Here is an 18,928-nt window from a genome sequence, read left to right as displayed (position 1 = left end):
AGGCTCTTAAAATCGCGCCCCATGTCTCAGTCCCCCATCCTGGACCGCCCGGTCCGCGTCGCCCTGGTCGGTTGCGGCCGTATTTCCAAGAATCACGTCGACGCGCTGACCCGGCACCAGGGCCGCGCGGAGCTGGTCGCCGTCTGCGATATCCGCCCCGAGGCCGTCCAGGCCGCGCTGGCCCAGACCGGCCTGCCCGCGGACCGCGGCTTCGCGTCGCTGGACGCGCTGCTCGCAGGCTCCGACGCCGACCTGATCGTGCTGTCCACGCCCAGCGGCCTGCATGCGCAGCAGGCCATCGCCTGCGCCCAGGCCGGCCGCCACGTGCTCAGCGAGAAGCCGATGGCGACGAAGTTCGAGGAAGGCCAGGCCATGGTCCGCGCCTGCCGCGACGCCGGCGTGAAGCTGTTCGTCGTCAAGCAGAACCGCCTGAACGCGACCGTGCAGCTGGTCAAGAAGGCGCTGGACGAAGGCCGCTTCGGCCGCATCTTCATGAGCACGGTCAACGTGTTCTGGACCCGCCCGCAGAGCTACTACGACGCCGCCCGCTGGCGCGGCCGCTGGGACATGGACGGCGGCGCCTTCATGAACCAGGCCAGCCATTACGTGGACCTGCTGGACTGGCTGGTGGGCCCGGTGGACAACGTCCACGCCTACACCGCCACGCTGGCCCGCGACATCGAGGCCGAGGACACCGGCGTGCTGGCCCTGCGCCTGCGCCACGGCGGCCTGGCCAGCATCAATGTGACGATGCTGACCTACCCGCAGAACCTGGAAGGCTCGATCACCATCCTCGGCGAGAAGGGCACGGTCAAGATCGGCGGCACTGCCGTGAACAAGATCGAACACTGGACCTTCGACACGCCGCATCCCGACGACGAGCTGGTGAAGAACGCCAGCTACGAGACGACCAGCGTCTACGGCTTCGGCCACGCCGCGTACTACGACAACGTCATCCAGACGCTGCGCGGCGAGGCGCAGGCACAGGTCGACGGCTACGAGGGCCTGCGCTCGCTGGAGCTGCTGATCGCCTGCTATCGCAGCGCGCGCGACGGCCAGCGCGTCGGCCTGCCGCTGGTGTTCTGAGATGAGCTTCTGGCAACACGCCTCGGCCGTCGTCGACGACGGCGCGCAGCTCGGCGACGGCACCAAGGTCTGGCACTTCAGCCACGTGTGCGCCGGCGCGCGCGTCGGCGAAGGCTGCTCGCTGGGGCAGGGCGTCTACGTCGGCAACGACGTGACGATCGGCCGCAACGTGAAGATCCAGAACAACGTGTCGGTCTATGACGCGGTGACGCTGGAGGACGACGTCTTCTGCGGCCCGTCCATGGTCTTCACCAACGTCTACAACCCGCGCTCCGCAGTGCCGCGCAAGAGCGAGTACCGCCGCACGCTGGTAAAGCGCGGCGCGACGCTCGGGGCGAACTGCACCGTCGTCTGCGGCGCGACGATCGGCGAATACGCGTTCGTCGGCGCCGGCGCCGTCGTCAAGGGCGATGTGAAGCCGTATGCGCTCATGGTCGGCGTGCCGGCCCGTCAGATCGGCTGGATGAGCCGCCACGGCGAGAAGCTGGCCCTGCCCCTTGACGGCCATGGCCGCGCTGCCTGCCCCGCCAGCGGCGACCTCTACGAACTCGACGGCCAAACGCTGTCGTTGATCACCGCTTCGAACGCGGCTTCGACCCCCACCACCGCGTCGCCCCAGGATTCCCAGCCATGAGCCTTCCCTTCATCGATCTCAAGGCGCAGTACGCCGCGCTGAAGACGACGATCGACGCCCGCATCCAGCGCGTGCTGGACCACGGCCAGTACATCATGGGTCCCGAGGTCAAGGAACTGGAGACCGCGCTGGCAACCTACGTCGGCACGAAGCACTGCATCACCGTGGCCAGCGGCACCGAGGCGCTGCTGATCGCGCTGATGGCCTTGGACCTGCAGCCCGGCGACGAGGTCATCACCACGCCGTTCACCTTCGCGGCCACGGTCGAGACCATCGTGCTGCTGGGCGGCGTGCCGGTGCTGGTCGACATCGAGCCCGACAGCTGCAACCTCGACGCGACGCTGATCGAAGCGGCCATCACGCCGCGCACGAAGGCGATCATGCCGGTGAGCCTCTACGGCCAGGTCTGCGACATGGACGCGATCAACCAGATCGCGGCGAAACACGGGAACATCCCCGTGATCGAGGACGCGGCGCAGAGCTTCGGCGCTTCCTACAAGGGGAAGAAGAGCTGCGGCCTGTCGACCTGGGGCGCGACCAGCTTCTTCCCGAGCAAGCCGCTGGGCTGCTATGGCGACGGCGGCGCGCTGTTCACCGACGACGACGCGCTGGCGCAGGCCGCGCGCGAGATCCGCGTCCACGGCCAGAGCCAGCGCTACACGCATACGCGGGTGGGCGTCGGCGGCCGCATGGACACGCTGCAATGCGCGGTGGTGCTGGGCAAGCTGGAGCGCTTCGACTGGGAGATCGCCCAGCGCCTGGCGATCGGCGATCGCTACCAGCGCCTGATCGCCGAACTGCCGGTGCAACGACTGGCGGTGCGCGAGGACCGCGATTGCGTGTGGGCCCAGTTCACCGTGCAGGTGGACCGCCGCGACGAGATCGCGGAGGCCTTGAAGCAGGCCGGCGTCCCGACGGCGGTCCATTACCCGAAGCCGCTGCACCGCCAGCCCGCCTACGAGCAGCGCTGCCGCGTCGCGACGCCGCTGCCCAACGCCGAGTCCGCCGCGCGGCGCGTGATGAGCCTGCCGATGAGCGCCGACCTGAGCGAGGCGCAGCAGGACCAGGTCGTCGCCGCGTTGCGGGTCGCGCTGACCTGACCCCCCGATGCTGATCGGCTACACGCTGGATGCGGTGCGCGCCCGGATGCGCGCGCGGGTCGCGGCGTGGCTGGGACTGGATGTCGGCACCCGCGCGCAGATCCACCCCGGGGCGCGCGTGCGCTGCGGCGCGGGCAGCGCGCTGGGCGCGGGATCGATCCTGTACCGCGACGTCCAGATCCTCGCCACCGGGGATGGGCGCTTCACGATCGGCGCGCGCAGCCACATCGCGCCGGGCGGCTACCTGCTGGTCGGCGACCAGCGCCTGTCGATCGGCGACGACGTCGCCATCGGCCCCGGCCTGATGCTGTTCTGCGAGTCCAACGCGGTCACCGCCACCGGCCTGTTCCGCGACCACTACCGGCGGGGCGAGATCCGCATCGGCAGCAACGTGTTCATCGGCGCCCGCGTGACGGTGCTGCCGGGCAGCTTCATCGACGACGGCGTCGTCGTCGCGGCGCACGCGGTGGTGCGCGGCCACCTGCCCAGCGGCTGGGTCTACGGCGGCGTGCCGGCCCGGCCGCTCCACCGGATCGACGGGGCCCGTCCGCCGTCGACCGGCCCGTGAAGGGTCACGTCGCCGGCGCGCTGCGCTGGCGCGACCTGCCCGGAGCGCTCTGGCACTGGCTCCGCCACGGCGCGCGCAGCGCCGAGGATTTCCGCGCCGCGTTCGCCCGCAGCCTCGGCCTCGATCCGGCGCAGGCCGGCGAGGTCCGCCTCTTCGGCACCGGACGCGCGGCGCTGCATGCGTTCACCGCGTCGCTGGACCTGCCGCCCGGCTCGGAAGTGCTGCTGCCCGGCTACACCTGTGTCGTCGTGCCCAACGTGTTCATGCACCTCGGGCTCGCCGTGCGTTACGTCGACATCGCGCGGGACGATTTCAATCCGACGCCGGACGCGATTTCCAATGCCATCGGCGAGGCGACACGCCTCGTCGTCGTGCCGCACAACTTCGGCCTCGTCACCGAGGGCCTGGACGCGTTGCGGGCCAAGCATCCCGACGTCGTCTTCATCGAGGACGCCGCCCACGCCTGGGGCAGCACCGACGCGATCGGCCGCGAGGTCGGCACGCTCGGTCATGCGGCGTTCTTCAGCTTCGAGTACTCGAAGCCGCTGACCACCGGCATCGGCGGCGCGCTGGTGATCCACGACCCCGCGTCACGCGAGCGCTTCGCGGCGCGCATGCCCGCGCTGCATGCGCCGACGACGTCGACGGTGCTCAAGCAGCTGCTGACGCTGTGCTGGCACCGCCTGACGATGAGCCTGCCGCGCCCGGCGCTGCAGGCGCTGATCGCGCTGCTGCGCGCGCCGTCGCGGATGCTGGGCGTCGTCGCGAAGACGCCCGACAGCGAAGTCGCCGGCGACACGCAGCCCGACTACCGCGCCGGCCTGCACCCGTTGAGCGCGGCGATCGGCCTGATGCAGGCGAGCCGCTTCGACGAGATCCATGCGCTGCGCCGCATGCAGGCGCAGGACTACGACGCGCTGCTGGCCAATCTGCCGGGCTGGGAGTGGCCCGTGCGCGCACCGGGCGCCGTGCTGCTGCGCTATCCGCTGCTGCTGCCCGATGCCGCGACGCGCGACGCGGCGATCGCGGCGCTGGAGGACGAGGGCATCGTCGGCGGCACCTGGTTCGACGACGTCGTCCATCCGCGCGGCAGCCGCCGCTTCGGCTACACCGAGGGCGAGTGCCTGAACGGCGAGCGCGCCGCGCGCACCGTGCTCAACCTGCCGCTGGGCCGCCATGCGCGGCTGAGCCCGTCGCAACGCGCCGCCGTGCGCGCGATCGCGGAACGTCACGGAGGGAAGGCCCGATGACGGTCCGCCGCCGCTTCGCGCAGCTCGCCGGCGCCTCGATGCTGACGCAGGCGATCCCGATGCTGATCGCGCCGCTGCTGACGCGCTGGTACGGCGCGGAGGCCCTCGGCCACTGGGCGCTGTTCGTGGCGCTGGCCGCGAACCTGGCGACCATCGCCAATGCGCGCTACGAGTTCGCCATCGTCCTGCCGCGCCGGGACGGCGAGGCGGCGCTGGTGCTGCAGCTGGCGCTGTGGATCGCGCTGGGCATGGGGCTGCTCACGGCGGTCGGCGCCACGGGCTGGCACCTGCTGATGGCGCATCACGCGAAGCTGGGCGGCCGCTGGGTCTCCCTCGATCAGTTGGATCCGTGGCTGCTGATGCTCGCGCCCGTGGTCGCGCTGGCCGGCATGCAGCAGGCGCTGAGCCTCTGGAACAACCGCCAGGGTCGCATCGACGTGATCGCCCAGGCCCGCGTGCTGCAGCAGAGCGTGATGGCCGCCGCACAGGCCGCGGCCGCGCTGGGCGGGTTCGCGAGCGTCGCGGCGCTGGTGTTGTCGCAAAGCCTGGCCGCGCTGCTCGCGCCGCTGTGGCTGCTCCGGCGCGGGGCCCGGTGGCGCCGTGCGACGCGGCTGGATCGCGCGGGCAAGACCTGGCACTGGCGCCACCTGCGCCGCCTGGCCTGGCGCTACAAGCAGTTCCCGCTCCTCAACAGCCCGCATGCCTTCGTCAACGCGGCGCAGGAGACGCTGGTGCTGGCGATGATCGCCGCCTGGGCCGACGCCGCCACGGCGGGTTACTACGCGCTGATGGTGCGCCTCGTGAAAGCGCCGGCCACGCTGGTCGGCGGCGCGTTGTCCGAGGCTCTGCTCGGCGAGCTTGCCCGCGACTGGCAGCGCGGCGTCGACCTGCGCCCGCGCCTGCTGCGCGGCATCAAGCTGCTGGCGATGGTCGCGCTGCCCTGCATGGTGGTGCTGATCGCCGTCGGGCCCGCGCTGTTCGGCTGGCTGCTCGGCGCCGACTGGGCGCGAGCGGGCGAGTACGGCCGCTGGCTCGCGCCCTACGTCGCGGCGCACTTCATCGCCGCGCCGCTGACGGTCACGCCCATGGTCACCGGCCGCCAGCGCGGCGCGCTGGTCTTCAGCCTGGTCGGCAACGCGCTGTATGTGCTGCCGGTCGCGCTGGTGCTCAGCACTGGCGGCGCGCTGACGACGGCGCTCGCCGCCATCGCCGTGCTGCTGCCGATCTATTTCGCCATCTATCTGGCGTGGCTGGTGCGCGGCTCGGCGCCGCGACCCGCCCTGCACGGAGTGCCTGCATGAGACTGGTCCTGATCGGGGACGGCGAGAGTCCCCACCTCCTGAAATGGGCGCGCGCGCTGTCGCAGCAGCGGGAGCTCGAACTGTGGGCCGCGTCCACGCGCGGCTTCGCGCCGGAGTTCCAGTTCCTGATCCCCGAGGACCGCCGCCTCGCGCTGAACACCGATCCCGCGCATGCCGGCGGCAACATCGCCGTGCTCAAGCAGCTGCCGGCGCTGGGCGCCTGGCTCAAACGCGTCGATGCCGACTGGCTGCACGCGCACTACCTGACCTCGCACGGCACGCTGGCCTGGGCCGCGCGCCGCGGCTGGAAGCTGCGCGCCAGGATCGCCGGCTCCGCCTGGGGCAGCGACATCCTCGTCACGCCCGACCAGGGCTGGGCCTACCGCTGGCTCACCACGCAGGTGCTGAAGGCCTGCGCGATCACGACCTCCGATTCCGAGCACATGAGCGCCCGCATGCGCGAGCTGGGCGCGGCCGAGGTGATGACCTTCCCCTTCGGGCTCGAGCAGTTGCCCAAGCAGAACGTCCGCAAGCAGCCCTGGCTCTTCTTCACCAACCGGGGCCTGGAGCCGATCTACCGGCCGCATCGCGTGATCGAGGTCTTCGCCGCGATCGCCGCGAAGCAGCCCGAGGCGCTCCTGGTCGTCGGCAATGACGGCTCGCTGCGCGGCGCGATGGAAGCGCAGGTCGCGTCGCTCGGCCTCGCGGACCGCGTCGAATTCATCGGTCGCGTCGACGCGACCTCGCAAGGCCGCCGCTACGCGCCGGCGCGCTGGTTCCTGAGCCTGCCGCAGAGCGACTCGGTGTCCGTCTCCGTGCTGGAGGCGATGGCGCACGAGTGCCTGCCCATCCTGTCCGACCTGCCCGCCAACGACGAGGTGCTCGGCACCGGCGGGACCGGCAGCATCGACGCGGCGATGCATCCCAACGTCAAGCTGCTGGGCCGTTACGGTCTGATCCTGAAGGACGGCGACGACCTGACCACGCTGGCGGACCGCCTTCAGCTGATGGTCGGGCAGAGCGACGTGGCGGGCCATTCGGTCGATGCCGACCGCCTCGGCGCGGCCAATCGCGCGTGGGTCGCCGAGCACGCGATGTTCGGCCCCGCCGTCAAGACTTTCATCGAGCGCCTGAAGCGCTTCTGAGCCTTCCCCTTCCTTCCCATGAAGCTGCTGCTGATCAACCATTACGCCGGCTCGCCGAAGCACGGCATGGAATTCCGCCCGTTCTATCTGGCCCGCGAATGGGTCCGCACCGGGCACCAGGCGCTGATCCTGGGCGCGTCCTACTCGCATGTCCGCACGACCCAGCCCGAACCCGGCATGGCGGCGATGAGCGGCGTGAACTACCTCTTCTACGACACGCCCGAGTACCAGGGCAACGGCACGGGCCGGGTCAAGAACATCTGGTCCTTCTGCCGTCAGGTCTGGAAGGACGCCGACATCCTGGCGCGCGAATTCGCGCCGGACGTCGTGATCGCCTCCAGCACGTACCCGATGGACATCTGGGTCGCGCGCCGCGTCGCGAAGCTGGCCCAGGCCAAGCTCGTGTACGAGGTGCACGACCTGTGGCCGCTGTCCCCGATCGAGCTGTCCGGCATGTCGAAGTGGCATCCCTTCGCGATGCTCTGCCAGAAGGCGGAGAACGATGCCTACCGCGATGCCGACGTCGTCGTGTCGATGCTGCCCAAGGTGCATCAGCACATGGCCGCGCACGGCCTCGACCTGAAGAAGCTGCACATCGTGCCCAACGGCATCACGCTGGATGAATGGTCCGAGCACGGCGAGCCGCTCGAGGCCGCGATCCAGGCGCACCTCGACGCCGAGCGGGCGGCGGGGCGCACCGTCGTCGGCTATGCGGGGTCGATGGGCGAGCCCAACGCGCTGGACGTGCTGCTGGACGCGGCGAAGCTGCTGAAGGACAACAGCGGACTGAGCTTCGTGCTCGTCGGCGGCGGACACCTGCGGGACAAGCTCGAAGCGCGCGTGCGCGACGAAGGCCTCACGAACGTCGCGATGTTCCCGGCCATCCCCAAGGCCCAGATCCCGTCGCTGCTGAAGGGCTTCGACATCGCCTACATCGGCTGGCAGCGCACGCCGATCTATCGTTTCGGCATCGCGCCCAACAAGCTGATGGACTACATGATGGCGCAGCGGCCAGTGCTGCATTCGGTGGAGGCGGGCAACGATCCGGTGGCCGAGGCCGGCGCCGGACTGACGGTACCGCCGCAGGATCCGAAGGCGGTGGCGGAGGGCCTGCTCAAGCTCGCCGCCGTCCCGGCCGAGGAACGCGCCGCCATGGGCCGCCGCGGGCGCGAGTTCGTGCTGGCGAATCACACCTATCCTGTCCTGGCGCAGCGCTTCATCGACGCGGTGTCCTGAGCGGCTTCGCTCCCACGCCGTTCCCGCCGTTCGCAGTCCCCGTAGTTCCCGTAGTCCCCGCAGTTGGCGAGCAGTTCCTCCAACGTCCCCGCAGTCCCGATCAACGCAGTCCTCACCACGGCTCCGGCCGACGACGACATGACCCAGGACCGAGAACTCCAGGCCATCGCCCAGCGTTACGCCCGGCGCGACCAGCGGCTCGCCGGGCTGGAGCGCTACAGCCTGCTGCGCCCCGAGGTCTGGCAGATGCTGCATGAGCGCCAGGCCGCGATGCTGCGGCTGCTGGCGGCGCACCGCGCGACCCTGCCGGATCCGGCCGCGCCGCTGAGCGGCTGGCGGATGGCCGAAGTCGGCTGCGGCGCCGGCGGCAACCTGATGGACATGCTGCGGCTGGGCCTGCAGCCGCAGCACCTGACCGGCATCGAGCTGCTGCCCGAGCGGCTGGACGCCGCGCGGGCCGCGCTGCCCCATCAGGTGCGGCTGCTGGCGGGGGATGCGTCGCAGGCGGACGTCGAGGCCGGCAGCCAGGACCTCGTGCTGCAGTCGACGGTGTTCTCCTCGATCCTGGACGACGGCCTGCAGCGCCGGCTCGCCGAGGCGATGTGGCGCTGGGTGACGCCGGGCGGTGCGGTGCTCTGGTACGACTTCATCGTCGACAATCCCCGCAATCCCGACGTCCGGGGCGTGCCGCTGAAGCGCGTGCGCGCGCTGTTCCCCGAGGGCCGGATGGCGGTGCGCCGCGTCACGCTGGCCCCGCCGATCGCGCGTGCCGCCTGTCGCGTCCACCCCGGCGCCTACCGCGTCCTCAACACGATCCCCTTCCTGCGCAGCCACGTGCTGGCGCTGATCACCAAGACACCATGAGCACCAACGATCCGAAGTCCGATCCGACGTCAGAGCGCCCGGCCGAGCCCAAGCTCCCGTTCCTCCCGTTCGCGCTGCCCGAGCTGGGCGATGAGGAGATCGCCGAGGTCGTCGACACGCTCAAGAGCGGCTGGATCACGACCGGCCCGAAGGCCAGGCGCTTCGAGCAGGCCTTCGCCGAATTCCTGGCCGAGCCGCAGATCGAATGCATCGCCGTCAACTCCGCGACCGCCGGCCTGCACCTGGCGCTGGAGGCCCTGGGCATTGGCCCCGGCGACGAGGTCATCACGACGACGCACACCTTCACCGCGACGGCGGAGGTGGTGCGCTACCTGGGCGCGGACGTGAAGCTGGTCGACATCGACCCGGCGACGATGAACATCGCGATCGACCAGATCGAGGCCGCGATCACGCCGCGCACGAAGGCGATCATCCCGGTGCATTACGCCGGCCTGGCGGTGGACATGCTGACGCTGCTGGACATCGCGCGCAAGCACGGGCTGAAGGTGGTCGAGGACGCTGCGCACGCGCTGCCCACGACGCTGGAGAAGGAGCTGATCGGCACGATGGGCAGCAACGCCACCGTGTTCAGTTTCTACGCCAACAAGACGATGACGACGGGCGAGGGCGGCATGCTCGTCACGCGCGATCCGGAGCTGGCCAAGCGCGCCCGCGTGATGCGCCTGCACGGCATCAACCGCGACGCGTTCGACCGCTTCACCGCCAAGGTGCCGAGCTGGTACTACGAGATCGTCGCGCCCGGCTTCAAGTACAACCTGACCGACATCGCCGCGGCGCTGGGGCTGCACCAGCTCAAGCGGCTGCCGGCCTTCCAGAAGCGGCGCGAGCAGATCGCGGCGCGCTACTTCGAGGCGCTCGCCGACCTGCCGCTGATCCTGCCGCCGAAGGCGCCCAACGAGGACGTGCACAGCTGGCACCTGTACGTGCTGCGCCTGTCCGACGCGACCGACGTGTCGCGCGACCTCTTCATCGAGCGCATGTTCGAGCAGGGCATCGGCTGCAGCGTGCACTACGTGCCACTGCACCAGCACCCGTACTGGCAGGAGCTCTACGGTCTGACGCCGGAGATGTTCCCCGAATCGCAGAAGGCCTATGAGCGCACGGTGACGATCCCGCTGTACACGGCGATGACCGACGAGCAGGTCGAGCGCGTGATCGCCGCGGTGCACCGCAGCCTGGGCTTCTGAGCGGACGCCTCAGGCATACGGAAACGGGACGGAACGGCCGATGGCCAAGCGACTCTTCGACATCCTCTGCGCCGGCGTGGGCCTGCTGCTGCTGAGCCCGCTGCTGCTGGCCGTGGCGGTGTGGGTGAAGCTGGATTCGCGCGGGCCGGTGATGTTCCGGCAGGAGCGGGTGGGGCGTTTCGGCCGCAGCTTCCGCATCCACAAGTTCCGGACGATGCGCGTCGACGCGCCGACGCTCGGTCCGCAGATCACGATCGGCGACGATGCGCGCATCACGCGCAGCGGCCGCTGGTTGCGCGCGAGCAAGGTCGACGAGCTGCCGCAGCTGTGGGACGTGTTGCGTGGCGCGATGAGCCTGGTAGGGCCTCGGCCCGAGGTGCCGCGCTACGTGGCGATGTACCCGGCGGAGTTGCGTGCGCTCGTGCTGTCGGTGCGGCCAGGGATCACGGATCCGGCCTCGCTGAGTTTTCGCAACGAGAGCGAGCTGCTGGCGCAGGCCGAGGATCCCGAGCGCGAGTACGTGGAGGTGGTCATGCCGATGAAGCTGCGGCTGGCGGCGGACTATGTGCGCAATGCCAGCCTGGGCGGCGACATCCGGCTGATCCTGGCGACGCTGGGCGCGATCAAGGCCTGACCCCGGCCCGATAGACAAACAGACAGACGTTCAAGAAGAAGAGCACGCGATGAACTGGTTGTCCCTGGATGCCTTCCTGACGCGGATCCGCCCCTACCGCGAGGCGCTGGCGCTTGCGCTGGACATGGTGGCGGTGGCGCTTGCGTGGCAGGCGACGTATCTGTTCCGGCTGGGGTTCGAGCGCTGGTTCGAAGCCCGGCCCGACTACGACCACTGGGTGATGCTGGGCATCGTGGCGCTGTACGGCGGCTTGCTGAAGCTGTTCCAGGTGCCCAAGGGGATGTGGCGCTTCAGCGGCTTCGGCGAGGTCAAGCGGCTGGCGGCGGTGTGCGTCACCGCGGGCCTGATCGCGGCGGTGGCGGTGCTGATGGCGCAACTGACCAAGGTGCCGCGCGCGGTGCTGGCGCTGCACCCGGTGTTCACGCTGATGGTGCTGGCGATGATCCGCATGGGCTACCGCATGCTCTACGAGCACATGCGCAGCCGCATCAGCGGCAGCGCGCTGGAGCAGCGCCGCGCGCTGGTGATGGGCGCGGGCGATGCCGGGCGGCTGCTGGTGGCGGGGATCCAGCACCAGCAGGGCTGGGTGGTCGTCGGTTATCTGGACGATGCGCCGGAGAAGCGCGGTGCGCGCGTCGCGGGCGTGCCGGTGATCGGCACGCTGGAGGACGCGACGCGGTTGGCCGACATGCACGGCATCACGCACGTGATCGTGGCGATGCCGGCGGCGACGACGCTGGAGCGGCGCCGTGCGCTGGACCTGGCGGGGAAGACGGGGCTGGCGGTGCTGACGGTGCCGAGCAGCCAGGAGCTGCTGGCCGGGCGGGCGGTGAATCAGGTGCGGGACATCGAGCCCGAGGATCTGCTCGGGCGCGAGCCGGTGGAGCTCGACGAGGGCGGCATCAGCGAGTGCATCGGCGGCAAGGTGGTGCTGATCACCGGCGCGGGCGGGTCGATCGGGTCGGAGCTGTGCCGGCAGGTGGCGCGGTACGGGCCTTCGAAGATCGTGCTGTATGAGCTGAGCGAGTTCGCGTTGTATCGGATCGAGCAGGAGCTGAGCGAGAAGTTCCCGCACATCCCGCTGGTGCGGCTGATCGGGGATGTGAAGGACCTGGAGCACCTGCGGTTCACGTTCGGGAAGTACCGGCCGCAGATCGTGTTCCATGCGGCGGCTTACAAGCATGTGCCGTTGATGGAGGAGGAAAACGCGTGGGCGGCACTCCGCAACAACACGCTGGGGACGTATCACGCGTGCACGGCGGCGGCGGAGTCCGGCGCGGAACGCTTCGTGATGATCTCGACGGACAAGGCGGTGAATCCGACGAATGTGATGGGGGCGACGAAGCGGGCGGCGGAGCTCGTCATCAGCCACATGGCCGGGCAGGGGCATTCGACGAAGTTCATGGCGGTGAGGTTCGGGAACGTGCTCGGATCAAGCGGGAGCGTGATCCCGAAGTTCAAGGAGCAGATCGCCAAGGGCGGGCCGGTGACGGTGACGCATCCGGACATCATTCGCTACTTCATGACCATCCCCGAGGCGGCGCGGCTCGTGCTGCAGGCCGGTGCGATCGGCGAGAGCGGACAGGTGCTCGTGCTGGACATGGGCGATCCGGTGAGGATCGTGGATCTGGCGAAGACGATGATCCGGATGGCGGGACGCTCGGAGCAGGAGATCGGGATCCGGTTCACCGGGCTGCGGCCGGGGGAGAAGCTGTATGAGGAGCTGATCGCCGACTCAGACAAGACCGTGCCGACGCGGATTCCACGGGTGCGCATCGCCAAGTTGGGGCAGGCGGGGGCGGACCAGGACCTGCTCGCGTGGATCGTCCGTGGGGACGACGCCTTGTACCGTCAACGACGGACAGTCATCGATGGGCTGCTGCGCTTCATTCCGGAATATGGTCACCGCTCTTGAGCGATCCCGGACGTGGCGCGGGCAGGCGGTGCGCTAAACGAATTGTCGATGATGACAGACGTGTGAAAATCGGGTCGACTGGATCGCACCCCTGGTGATCCGGAGCGCGGGAAGAGGAAATCGGCGCTCCGCTGGGAGGGGCAGGCGATCACGCCGCGAAAGAGAGAGAACCACATGCTTCGTCGCTATTCGCTGGTGCTGGCCTTCGTGCTTGCGCCCGTTCCTGCCTTTGCCTACGTCGACCCTGGCAGCGGGATGCTGATCTGGCAGGGCCTGCTGGCTTTGATCGGCGCGGTCATCGTGTTCGTGCGCCAACCGGTCCAGACCTTGAAGGATCTGATCAACCGCATCCGCCGTCGATGAGGGATCCCGCCGCGAGCGTGACGTTCGAGAAGGACTGGGTCGTCCGGGACTTGCGGGGCGATGCCGCCCCCGCGCGTTTCCTGGAGACCGAACTGGCCCGTCGCTGGGTCGACGAGCATCGCCTGATCCCCTTCGAACACCGGGGACCGCGGCAACTGGCGGCGCCGCGGTTGCCGTTCGTGACGCAGCCGTCGGAGTGGACCGACGCGCAGTTGCTGGCGGCCGCCAGACTGACCCTGTCCCTGCAGCAGGAGGCCGTGGCGCAGGGCTTCGACTTGAAGGACGCCTCGGCCTGGAACGTGCTGTTCGACGGCGCACGGCCGATCTTCTGCGATCTTCTGTCCTTCGAGCCGCTCACCCGGCGGCCCTGGTGGGCCATGGGGCAGTTCGCGCGCCATTTCATCCTGCCGCTGCTGGTGTCCAGACGCACCGGTCTGCGGGCTGGCGCCCAGCACCAGGTGTGGCGCGACGGCCTGCCGCCGGCGCAGGCCCGGGGGATCTTGGGCTGGCGCGGCTTACTGAGCCGGTATGGCGCGCTCATGGCCGGGGGACCGGCGGGCGCGCATTCGAGCGTCGAGGTCGAGGACGCCTCGGACGGGCGCCATGCGCTGGCGGACATTCAGGGCTTCCGTCGCCGTCTGCATGCCACGCTGGACTGGCAGCTCGGCGGGCTGGCGACCCCGCGCCTCGATGCCGACGCTTCGTCGGGTTGGTCCGGATACGAGGGCGACCGCCCGCACTACGAGGGCGACAGCCTCGACCGCAAGCGCCGTCAGGTGGCCGAGTGGATCGGGCGCGTGGACCCCGCCTGGACGATCGACTTCGGCTGCAACGCCGGCGAATTCTCCGCGATGGCCCTGGCGCACGGCGGCCGCGTCATCGGGATGGACGCGGATCACGACAGCGTCCAGCGACTGTACCTGCGGCACGCGGGGCACCCGCGCCTGCACGCGGTGGTCGCGTCATTGGACGATCTGCGCGGCGGTCGAGGATGGGGAGCCAGCGAGCATCCTGGGCTGGTCGAACGCCTGACCGGCGCCGCGGACCTCGTCATGATGCTTGCGCTGATCCATCACCTCAGCATCGGGGCGTCGATTCCCTTGGCGCGGGTGGCCCGTTTCGCGTGGCAATGCACGCGACGCGCTGCGATTATCGAAGTGCTGGACGAGACCGATCCCCAGTTGGTTGCGCTGTGTCGGCAGCGACGGCGGGAGCCCGCGGAATTCAGCGCGTCCCGTCAGCGCGAGGCGCTGGAGGACGCTGGATTCGTGCTGTGGGACGAGTGTCGGCTGGCGCCTTCCGGACGCACCCTGTTGCTGCTGGGCAGGACAGCGCCATGAGGCATGGCGCTTCGGCCGTCGCAACGCAACGGCCTTGCTCCAGGAACAACTGGACTGTCTGGTCGTGCTGGTTTGCCGTGCTGCTGGCGCTGGCGCTGGATGCAGGCATGCAGGAGGCCTACTTCCGAACCGGTCTTGAATGGCCCCGGCTGCTGCTGCTGATCGTGGCGTTGCTGCTCAGCGGATTGATCGCCAAGAGGCGCCTCGAGGCGCATGTCTGGACCTGGTCGCCGACTGCTGCCGCGCTGAGCCTGATGGTGCCGTTTCATGGCGCCACGGCAGCATGGGTGGCAGGCCCGACACCGATATGGACCGGCTTGAAGACGATCATCGTCTTTGGAGCGGTGGCGGCGCTCGGGCTTGGTGCCAAGCCTGAACTTTGGAACCGCTTACGCCAGGCCGTGACGGCCGGGATCCTGATCTTTGCAGGGTCGGGACCCTTGCTGGCGCTCGCATTGGCGCATCCGGTGCCTTGGCTGAAGACACCTGTCCTGAGTCGCGAGGATCGCGAGGCGACGGTCTTCATCCTGTTAGACGAACTCAATTGGAAGGCGTCCGCGCCGATCATCGCCGCAGTGCGCGACGCGGGCTTCGATGTCCGTGCACGCGGCCTGGAGTCGGTCGGTGATGCCACCGCGCGTGTCATCCCGGAGATGTTCACTCGCGAGCGCTTCTCAAAAGCAGCGGCCTGTTTACCGACAGCGATTTGCAGTGAAGGCAGCATCCTCGACTTCTCAAAGGTCCAGGTCGGCCCAGGTGTCGACGTAGTCGGCTTCTATCATCCGTATTGCGCGATCCCGGGGCTGCGGTCGTGCCTGGTCACGCGGCCGGCATCACCGGCGATCGACCCGAGGCGTTGGCGCTGCGCGTTGGCGAGGCGACTTCCGGGATCAAGTGACGGCGAACTCCTCGACAGGTGCGCCGGCCTCACGGAATCGGTCGCTCGCGACCATCTCCAAGCCCTGTTGGCTGCCGTGGATCAGGCGCCCGTGTGGACACGGGGGGGCGTCCTGTACGCGCATCTGCCCTTGCCGCATCCGCCGGGCGTGGCCGGGCACGGATCGCTGACGGAACAGTACCGCGGCAACGTCGCGCTCGCCGCTCAAGTGATCGCGCGGATCGCGGGACGCCTGAAATCCGGAGGGTTCACGCGGGCCCGTCTGGTCGTCTTCTCCGACCATCCGCTGCGGCCCGCCGTGTGGTGCGGGCTGCCGGGTTACGCGCACAACGGATGCCCCTTGTCCGCCTCGGAACTGGACGAGCACGTGCCGCTCATCGCCGCGGGGTTCACGGATTGGCGCGCCTTCGAGCAGATGCGCTCCAACGCGGCGGTCTTCGATCTAGCCGCGGCGCGCTGACCCGTCCGAAGGTTCAGCGTGAGAGCGTCCAGCTCTGCGCGCCCACCGAGGTGAAATGGAAGTTCATCACGTCGCCGTCATGGTGGCGGAGCCGGCGCAGCACGGCCATGCGCTGATGTGGCGGCACGAAGAACATGAAGAAACCGCCACCACCTGCGCCGGAGATCTTCCCGGCCAGGGCGCCGGCGTCCATGACGTCGTCGTAGATGGCGTCGAGTTGCGGATTGCTGACGCTGGCGGCGAGTTGCTTCTTCGCCTCCCAGGACTGCCGCAAGATCGCGGCGTAGCGCGCCAGATCGCCGCGCAGGATCGCTTCCTTCATGGCCACAGCGTCCTGTTTCAGCGCGAACATGGCGGCCAGCGACGGCGACTGCTTCACGCGCGAGCTTTCGATCTGCTGTTCGATGATCTTCGCGGACTCGCGGGACTGCCCCGTGTAATAGAGCACCGTCGAGGCCTCAAGTTCATTGCGGACCCATTCCTTGATCCGCAGCGGATTGACGAGGACTCGGTCCTGGGCGCCGAACTCGATGAAGTTGAAGCCGCCGAAGGCGGCGGCGTACTGGTCCTGCTTGCCGCCCGCCAGCCGCAGTTCCTCCCGCTCGATCTCGAAGGCCAGGTGGGCGATCTCATACTCGCCCAGGCCCAGGCCGAGCCATTCGGAGAAGGCCTGGATGATGCAGACCACCATCGTCGACGAGGTGCCGAGTCCGGAGCCCGCCGGCGCGTCGGCGAAGGTCGTGAGCTTGAAGGACAACGGACGACCGCCGTTGAACTGCCGCACGATGCGGTTGTAGATGCCGCGGTGCAGTCGCAGCGGCTCCACGTCGGGCAGTTCCGGCGCAGCGTCCAACTCGACGGTTTCCTCGCGGTCTTCCGCCGCCAGCACGATCCGCTGGTCGTCTCGCGGTTCCAGGATGACCTGGGCGTACAGGTCGATCGTGGCGTTGAGCACGTAGCCGCCGTGTTCTTCGCTGAAGGGGCTGACGTCCGTGCCGCCGCCCGCCAGGCCGAGGCGCAACGGTGCACGGGAACGAAAGATCTGGTTCATGGCGTGTCTGGGGAGCGTGGGGCCCCGTCCGTCAGCGCGCGCGCGGCGGCCAGCAGATCGGTGGCGGTGAACAGCGCGGTCGAGCGCTGGTGATCGGGGATGGCATGACCGGTCTCCACCAGGGCGGTCCGGCGCACGCCAGCGCGGTGGGCGGCTTCGATGTCGCTGATCTTGTCGCCGATGAGCAGGCTCCGCGCCAGGTCGATGTCCAGGTCGGCCGCCGCGCGCAGGAGCATGCCCGGCGCCGGCTTGCGGCAATCGCAGTCGTGCGCGTAGGCGGCGACCGAGCCTTGCGGGTGATGCGGGCAGTGATAGATCGCGTCCAGATGCACGCCCTGGTCGGCCAGCACGGCGCGCAGGTGCGCGTGCAGAGCCTGCATCGCCGGCTCGTCGTAATAACCGCGCGCGATGCCCGCTTGGTTCGTCACCACGACGAGCAGATGGCCGGTGTCGCGCAACAGCGCGAGACCCTCGGCGACGCGGGGCAGCAGCACGAAGTCCTCGATGCGATGAACGTAGTGGCGCTCCTCGTTGATGACGCCGTCGCGGTCGATGAAGGCGGCCTTACGCAGTGCCGGCATAGCGGTTGATCTCTCGGGAGAAGGCGCGATAGTCCTCAGGCACGCCGATGTCGATGAACGGGCCATCGATCTCGCGCGCCTGTAGTCCGCCCCGCGCGACCAGGCGCGGCATCGTGTGGGTTTCCATTGAGAACGCGCCGGCCGGCGCATCGTCGAACGCGTGGCGGTGGAGGCGGTAGAGACCGGCGTTGATGGCGCCGGCACCCGTTTGGCCCTTCTCGAGGAAGGCCGTCACACGCCGGGCGTCGTCGACCGCCACGCCGCCGAAGCGGGCGCGATCGTCGACGCGCACGGTGGCGATGCGCATGTACTCGCCTTGGGCGAGGTCCAACGGGGCCTGCATGTCGGCGAGATCGCCGCCGAGGAAGGTGTCGCCATTGACGATCAACGCCTCGTCCAGGCCAGATTCATCCATGGCGAAGCGCGCCGCGCCGCCGGTCCCCAGGGCTTCGCGCTCGATCACGTGGTCCAGCCGCAGGGACCGGGCCCAAGGCTCGTCCAAGGCGCTCAGCACCTGAGGGGCGCCGTGTCCCAGCGCCAGCACGAAGCGGTCGATGCCGCGGCTCGCGAGCGAGCGCAGCTGCCATTCCAAAAACGGCCGGCCGGCGACCGGCGCCAAGCACTTGGGCAGGTCCGGCACGGCGCTGCGCAGCCGCGTGCCGAGTCCCCCGGCCAGGACGACGCAGGCGACGCTCACGATTTGACGGGGGCCAGGTGTCCGAAGACCTGCAGCTCGACCTCGGCGCAGATCATGTGGCCGACCAGGATGTGGCACTCCTGGATGCGGGGCGTGTGGCGGCTCGGCACGCGCATCAGGTGGTCAACCTTGCCCTCGAGTTCACCGCCCAGGCCGCAGAGCGCAACGGAGGTGACGCCGAGTCCGGCGCAGGCCTCGAACGCGGCCAGCACGTTGGGCGAGCGGCCCGAGGTGGTCAGGCCGACGAACACGTCGCCGGGCCGGGCCTGCGCCTGCAACTGGCGCAGGAACAGGCGTTCGTAGCCGTAATCGTTGCCGATGGCGGTAATCATCGAGGTGTCGGTCGACAGCGACATCGCCGGCAGTCCCGGGCGGTCGAACTCGAAGCGGCTGACGAATTCGGCGGCCAGATGCTGCGCATCGGCCGCGCTGCCGCCGTTGCCGGCGAAGATCACGCGGTTGCCCTTGCCCAAGGCCTCGACCATGTGCAGGGAGACGTCGGCAATGCGTCCGAGCAGGGCTTCATCGGCGAGCAGCGCCTGCTTGACCTGGATGGAATCGGCGATGGACTGGCGGATGCGGGTGAGAGTGTCCAAT

The 18,928-nt window shown here is 69.4% G+C and carries 19 protein-coding genes; 15 read left to right on the top strand and 4 right to left on the bottom strand.

From position 1 onward, the window contains the following. Window positions 1-21 precede the first annotated feature (21 nt). From AC07PR_RS16230 to AC07PR_RS16160, 15 genes are all read left to right on the top strand, one after another. The gene (locus AC07PR_RS16230; RefSeq protein ID WP_377157463.1) at window positions 22-1,086 is read left to right on the top strand and encodes a Gfo/Idh/MocA family protein; all 1,065 of its coding nucleotides are present in this window, start codon (window positions 22-24) and stop codon (window positions 1,084-1,086) included. 1 nt (window position 1,087) lies between these two features. Further along, the gene (locus AC07PR_RS16225) at window positions 1,088-1,720 is read left to right on the top strand and encodes an acyltransferase (protein ID WP_483108940.1); all 633 of its coding nucleotides are present in this window, start codon (window positions 1,088-1,090) and stop codon (window positions 1,718-1,720) included. Further along, window positions 1,717-2,820 carry a DegT/DnrJ/EryC1/StrS family aminotransferase gene (locus tag AC07PR_RS16220; protein WP_495135889.1) on the top strand — a complete coding sequence of 368 codons (1,104 nt, stop codon included), beginning with the start codon at window positions 1,717-1,719 and terminating at the stop codon, window positions 2,818-2,820. The genes AC07PR_RS16225 and AC07PR_RS16220 overlap by 4 nt, the downstream gene beginning before the upstream one ends. 7 nt (window positions 2,821-2,827) lie before the next feature. Then, on the top strand, window positions 2,828-3,388 hold the full coding sequence (locus AC07PR_RS16215; protein ID WP_483108942.1) for an acyltransferase: 561 nt from the start codon (window positions 2,828-2,830) through the stop codon (window positions 3,386-3,388). Further along, the gene (locus tag AC07PR_RS16210; protein WP_431101825.1) at window positions 3,385-4,638 is read left to right on the top strand and encodes a DegT/DnrJ/EryC1/StrS family aminotransferase; all 1,254 of its coding nucleotides are present in this window, start codon (window positions 3,385-3,387) and stop codon (window positions 4,636-4,638) included. The genes AC07PR_RS16215 and AC07PR_RS16210 overlap by 4 nt, the downstream gene beginning before the upstream one ends. Continuing rightward, on the top strand, window positions 4,635-5,939 hold the full coding sequence (locus tag AC07PR_RS16205; protein WP_431101826.1) for a lipopolysaccharide biosynthesis protein: 1,305 nt from the start codon (window positions 4,635-4,637) through the stop codon (window positions 5,937-5,939). Before AC07PR_RS16210 ends, AC07PR_RS16205 begins: the two co-directional genes overlap by 4 nt. Continuing rightward, entirely contained in the window at window positions 5,936-7,084 is a 1,149-nt protein-coding gene (locus AC07PR_RS16200; protein WP_483108943.1) for a glycosyltransferase family 4 protein, read from the top strand. Before AC07PR_RS16205 ends, AC07PR_RS16200 begins: the two co-directional genes overlap by 4 nt. Window positions 7,085-7,102: 18 nt before the next feature. Beyond that, window positions 7,103-8,320 carry a glycosyltransferase family 4 protein gene (locus AC07PR_RS16195; RefSeq protein WP_377157451.1) on the top strand — a complete coding sequence of 406 codons (1,218 nt, stop codon included), beginning with the start codon at window positions 7,103-7,105 and terminating at the stop codon, window positions 8,318-8,320. Window positions 8,321-8,458: 138 nt separating this feature from the next. Further along, window positions 8,459-9,184 carry a class I SAM-dependent methyltransferase gene (locus AC07PR_RS16190; RefSeq protein ID WP_495135888.1) on the top strand — a complete coding sequence of 242 codons (726 nt, stop codon included), beginning with the start codon at window positions 8,459-8,461 and terminating at the stop codon, window positions 9,182-9,184. After that, entirely contained in the window at window positions 9,181-10,392 is a 1,212-nt protein-coding gene (locus tag AC07PR_RS16185) for a DegT/DnrJ/EryC1/StrS family aminotransferase (RefSeq protein WP_495135887.1), read from the top strand. The genes AC07PR_RS16190 and AC07PR_RS16185 overlap by 4 nt, the downstream gene beginning before the upstream one ends. Before the next feature lie 40 nt (window positions 10,393-10,432). Continuing rightward, a complete protein-coding gene (locus AC07PR_RS16180) occupies window positions 10,433-11,026 on the top strand; it encodes a sugar transferase (RefSeq protein ID WP_377157447.1) in 594 nt (197 codons plus the stop codon). A gap of 49 nt (window positions 11,027-11,075) precedes the next feature. Next, window positions 11,076-12,941 (top strand): polysaccharide biosynthesis protein, encoded by a 1,866-nt coding sequence (locus AC07PR_RS16175; RefSeq protein WP_495135886.1) that lies wholly within the window; start codon window positions 11,076-11,078, stop codon window positions 12,939-12,941. 174 nt (window positions 12,942-13,115) lie between these two features. After that, window positions 13,116-13,304 (top strand): hypothetical protein, encoded by a 189-nt coding sequence (locus AC07PR_RS16170; protein ID WP_495135885.1) that lies wholly within the window; start codon window positions 13,116-13,118, stop codon window positions 13,302-13,304. A gap of 17 nt (window positions 13,305-13,321) precedes the next feature. Further along, the gene (locus tag AC07PR_RS16165) at window positions 13,322-14,644 is read left to right on the top strand and encodes a hypothetical protein (protein WP_495135884.1); all 1,323 of its coding nucleotides are present in this window, start codon (window positions 13,322-13,324) and stop codon (window positions 14,642-14,644) included. Between the two features lie 77 nt (window positions 14,645-14,721). Beyond that, the gene (locus AC07PR_RS16160; protein WP_495135883.1) at window positions 14,722-16,002 is read left to right on the top strand and encodes a hypothetical protein; all 1,281 of its coding nucleotides are present in this window, start codon (window positions 14,722-14,724) and stop codon (window positions 16,000-16,002) included. A gap of 13 nt (window positions 16,003-16,015) precedes the next feature. Here the strand turns inward: AC07PR_RS16160 and AC07PR_RS16155 are convergent, their stop codons facing one another. From AC07PR_RS16155 to AC07PR_RS16140, 4 genes are read right to left on the bottom strand one after another with little or no spacing between them, the layout of a single operon-like run. Further along, window positions 16,016-17,053 (bottom strand): GHMP family kinase ATP-binding protein, encoded by a 1,038-nt coding sequence (locus tag AC07PR_RS16155; RefSeq protein WP_495135882.1) that lies wholly within the window; start codon window positions 17,051-17,053, stop codon window positions 16,016-16,018. After that, the gene (gmhB, locus tag AC07PR_RS16150; protein WP_495135881.1) at window positions 17,050-17,634 is read right to left on the bottom strand and encodes a D-glycero-beta-D-manno-heptose 1,7-bisphosphate 7-phosphatase; all 585 of its coding nucleotides are present in this window, start codon (window positions 17,632-17,634) and stop codon (window positions 17,050-17,052) included. The genes AC07PR_RS16155 and gmhB overlap by 4 nt, the downstream gene beginning before the upstream one ends. Next, complete coding sequence (locus AC07PR_RS16145) at window positions 17,618-18,331, bottom strand: nucleotidyltransferase family protein (RefSeq protein ID WP_495135880.1); 714 nt, start codon at window positions 18,329-18,331, stop codon at window positions 17,618-17,620. Before AC07PR_RS16145 ends, gmhB begins: the two co-directional genes overlap by 17 nt. Further along, window positions 18,328-18,927: a D-sedoheptulose-7-phosphate isomerase gene (locus tag AC07PR_RS16140; RefSeq protein ID WP_495135879.1), complete on the bottom strand. Its 600-nt coding sequence runs from the start codon at window positions 18,925-18,927 to the stop codon at window positions 18,328-18,330. Before AC07PR_RS16140 ends, AC07PR_RS16145 begins: the two co-directional genes overlap by 4 nt. Window position 18,928: the final 1 nt, after the last annotated feature.

The sequence above is a fragment of the Roseateles sp. GW821-FHT09H11 genome (assembly GCF_059415845.1).
Note: the sequence above shows the minus strand (reverse complement) of the source record. Positions and strands in the feature narration are given on the sequence as shown.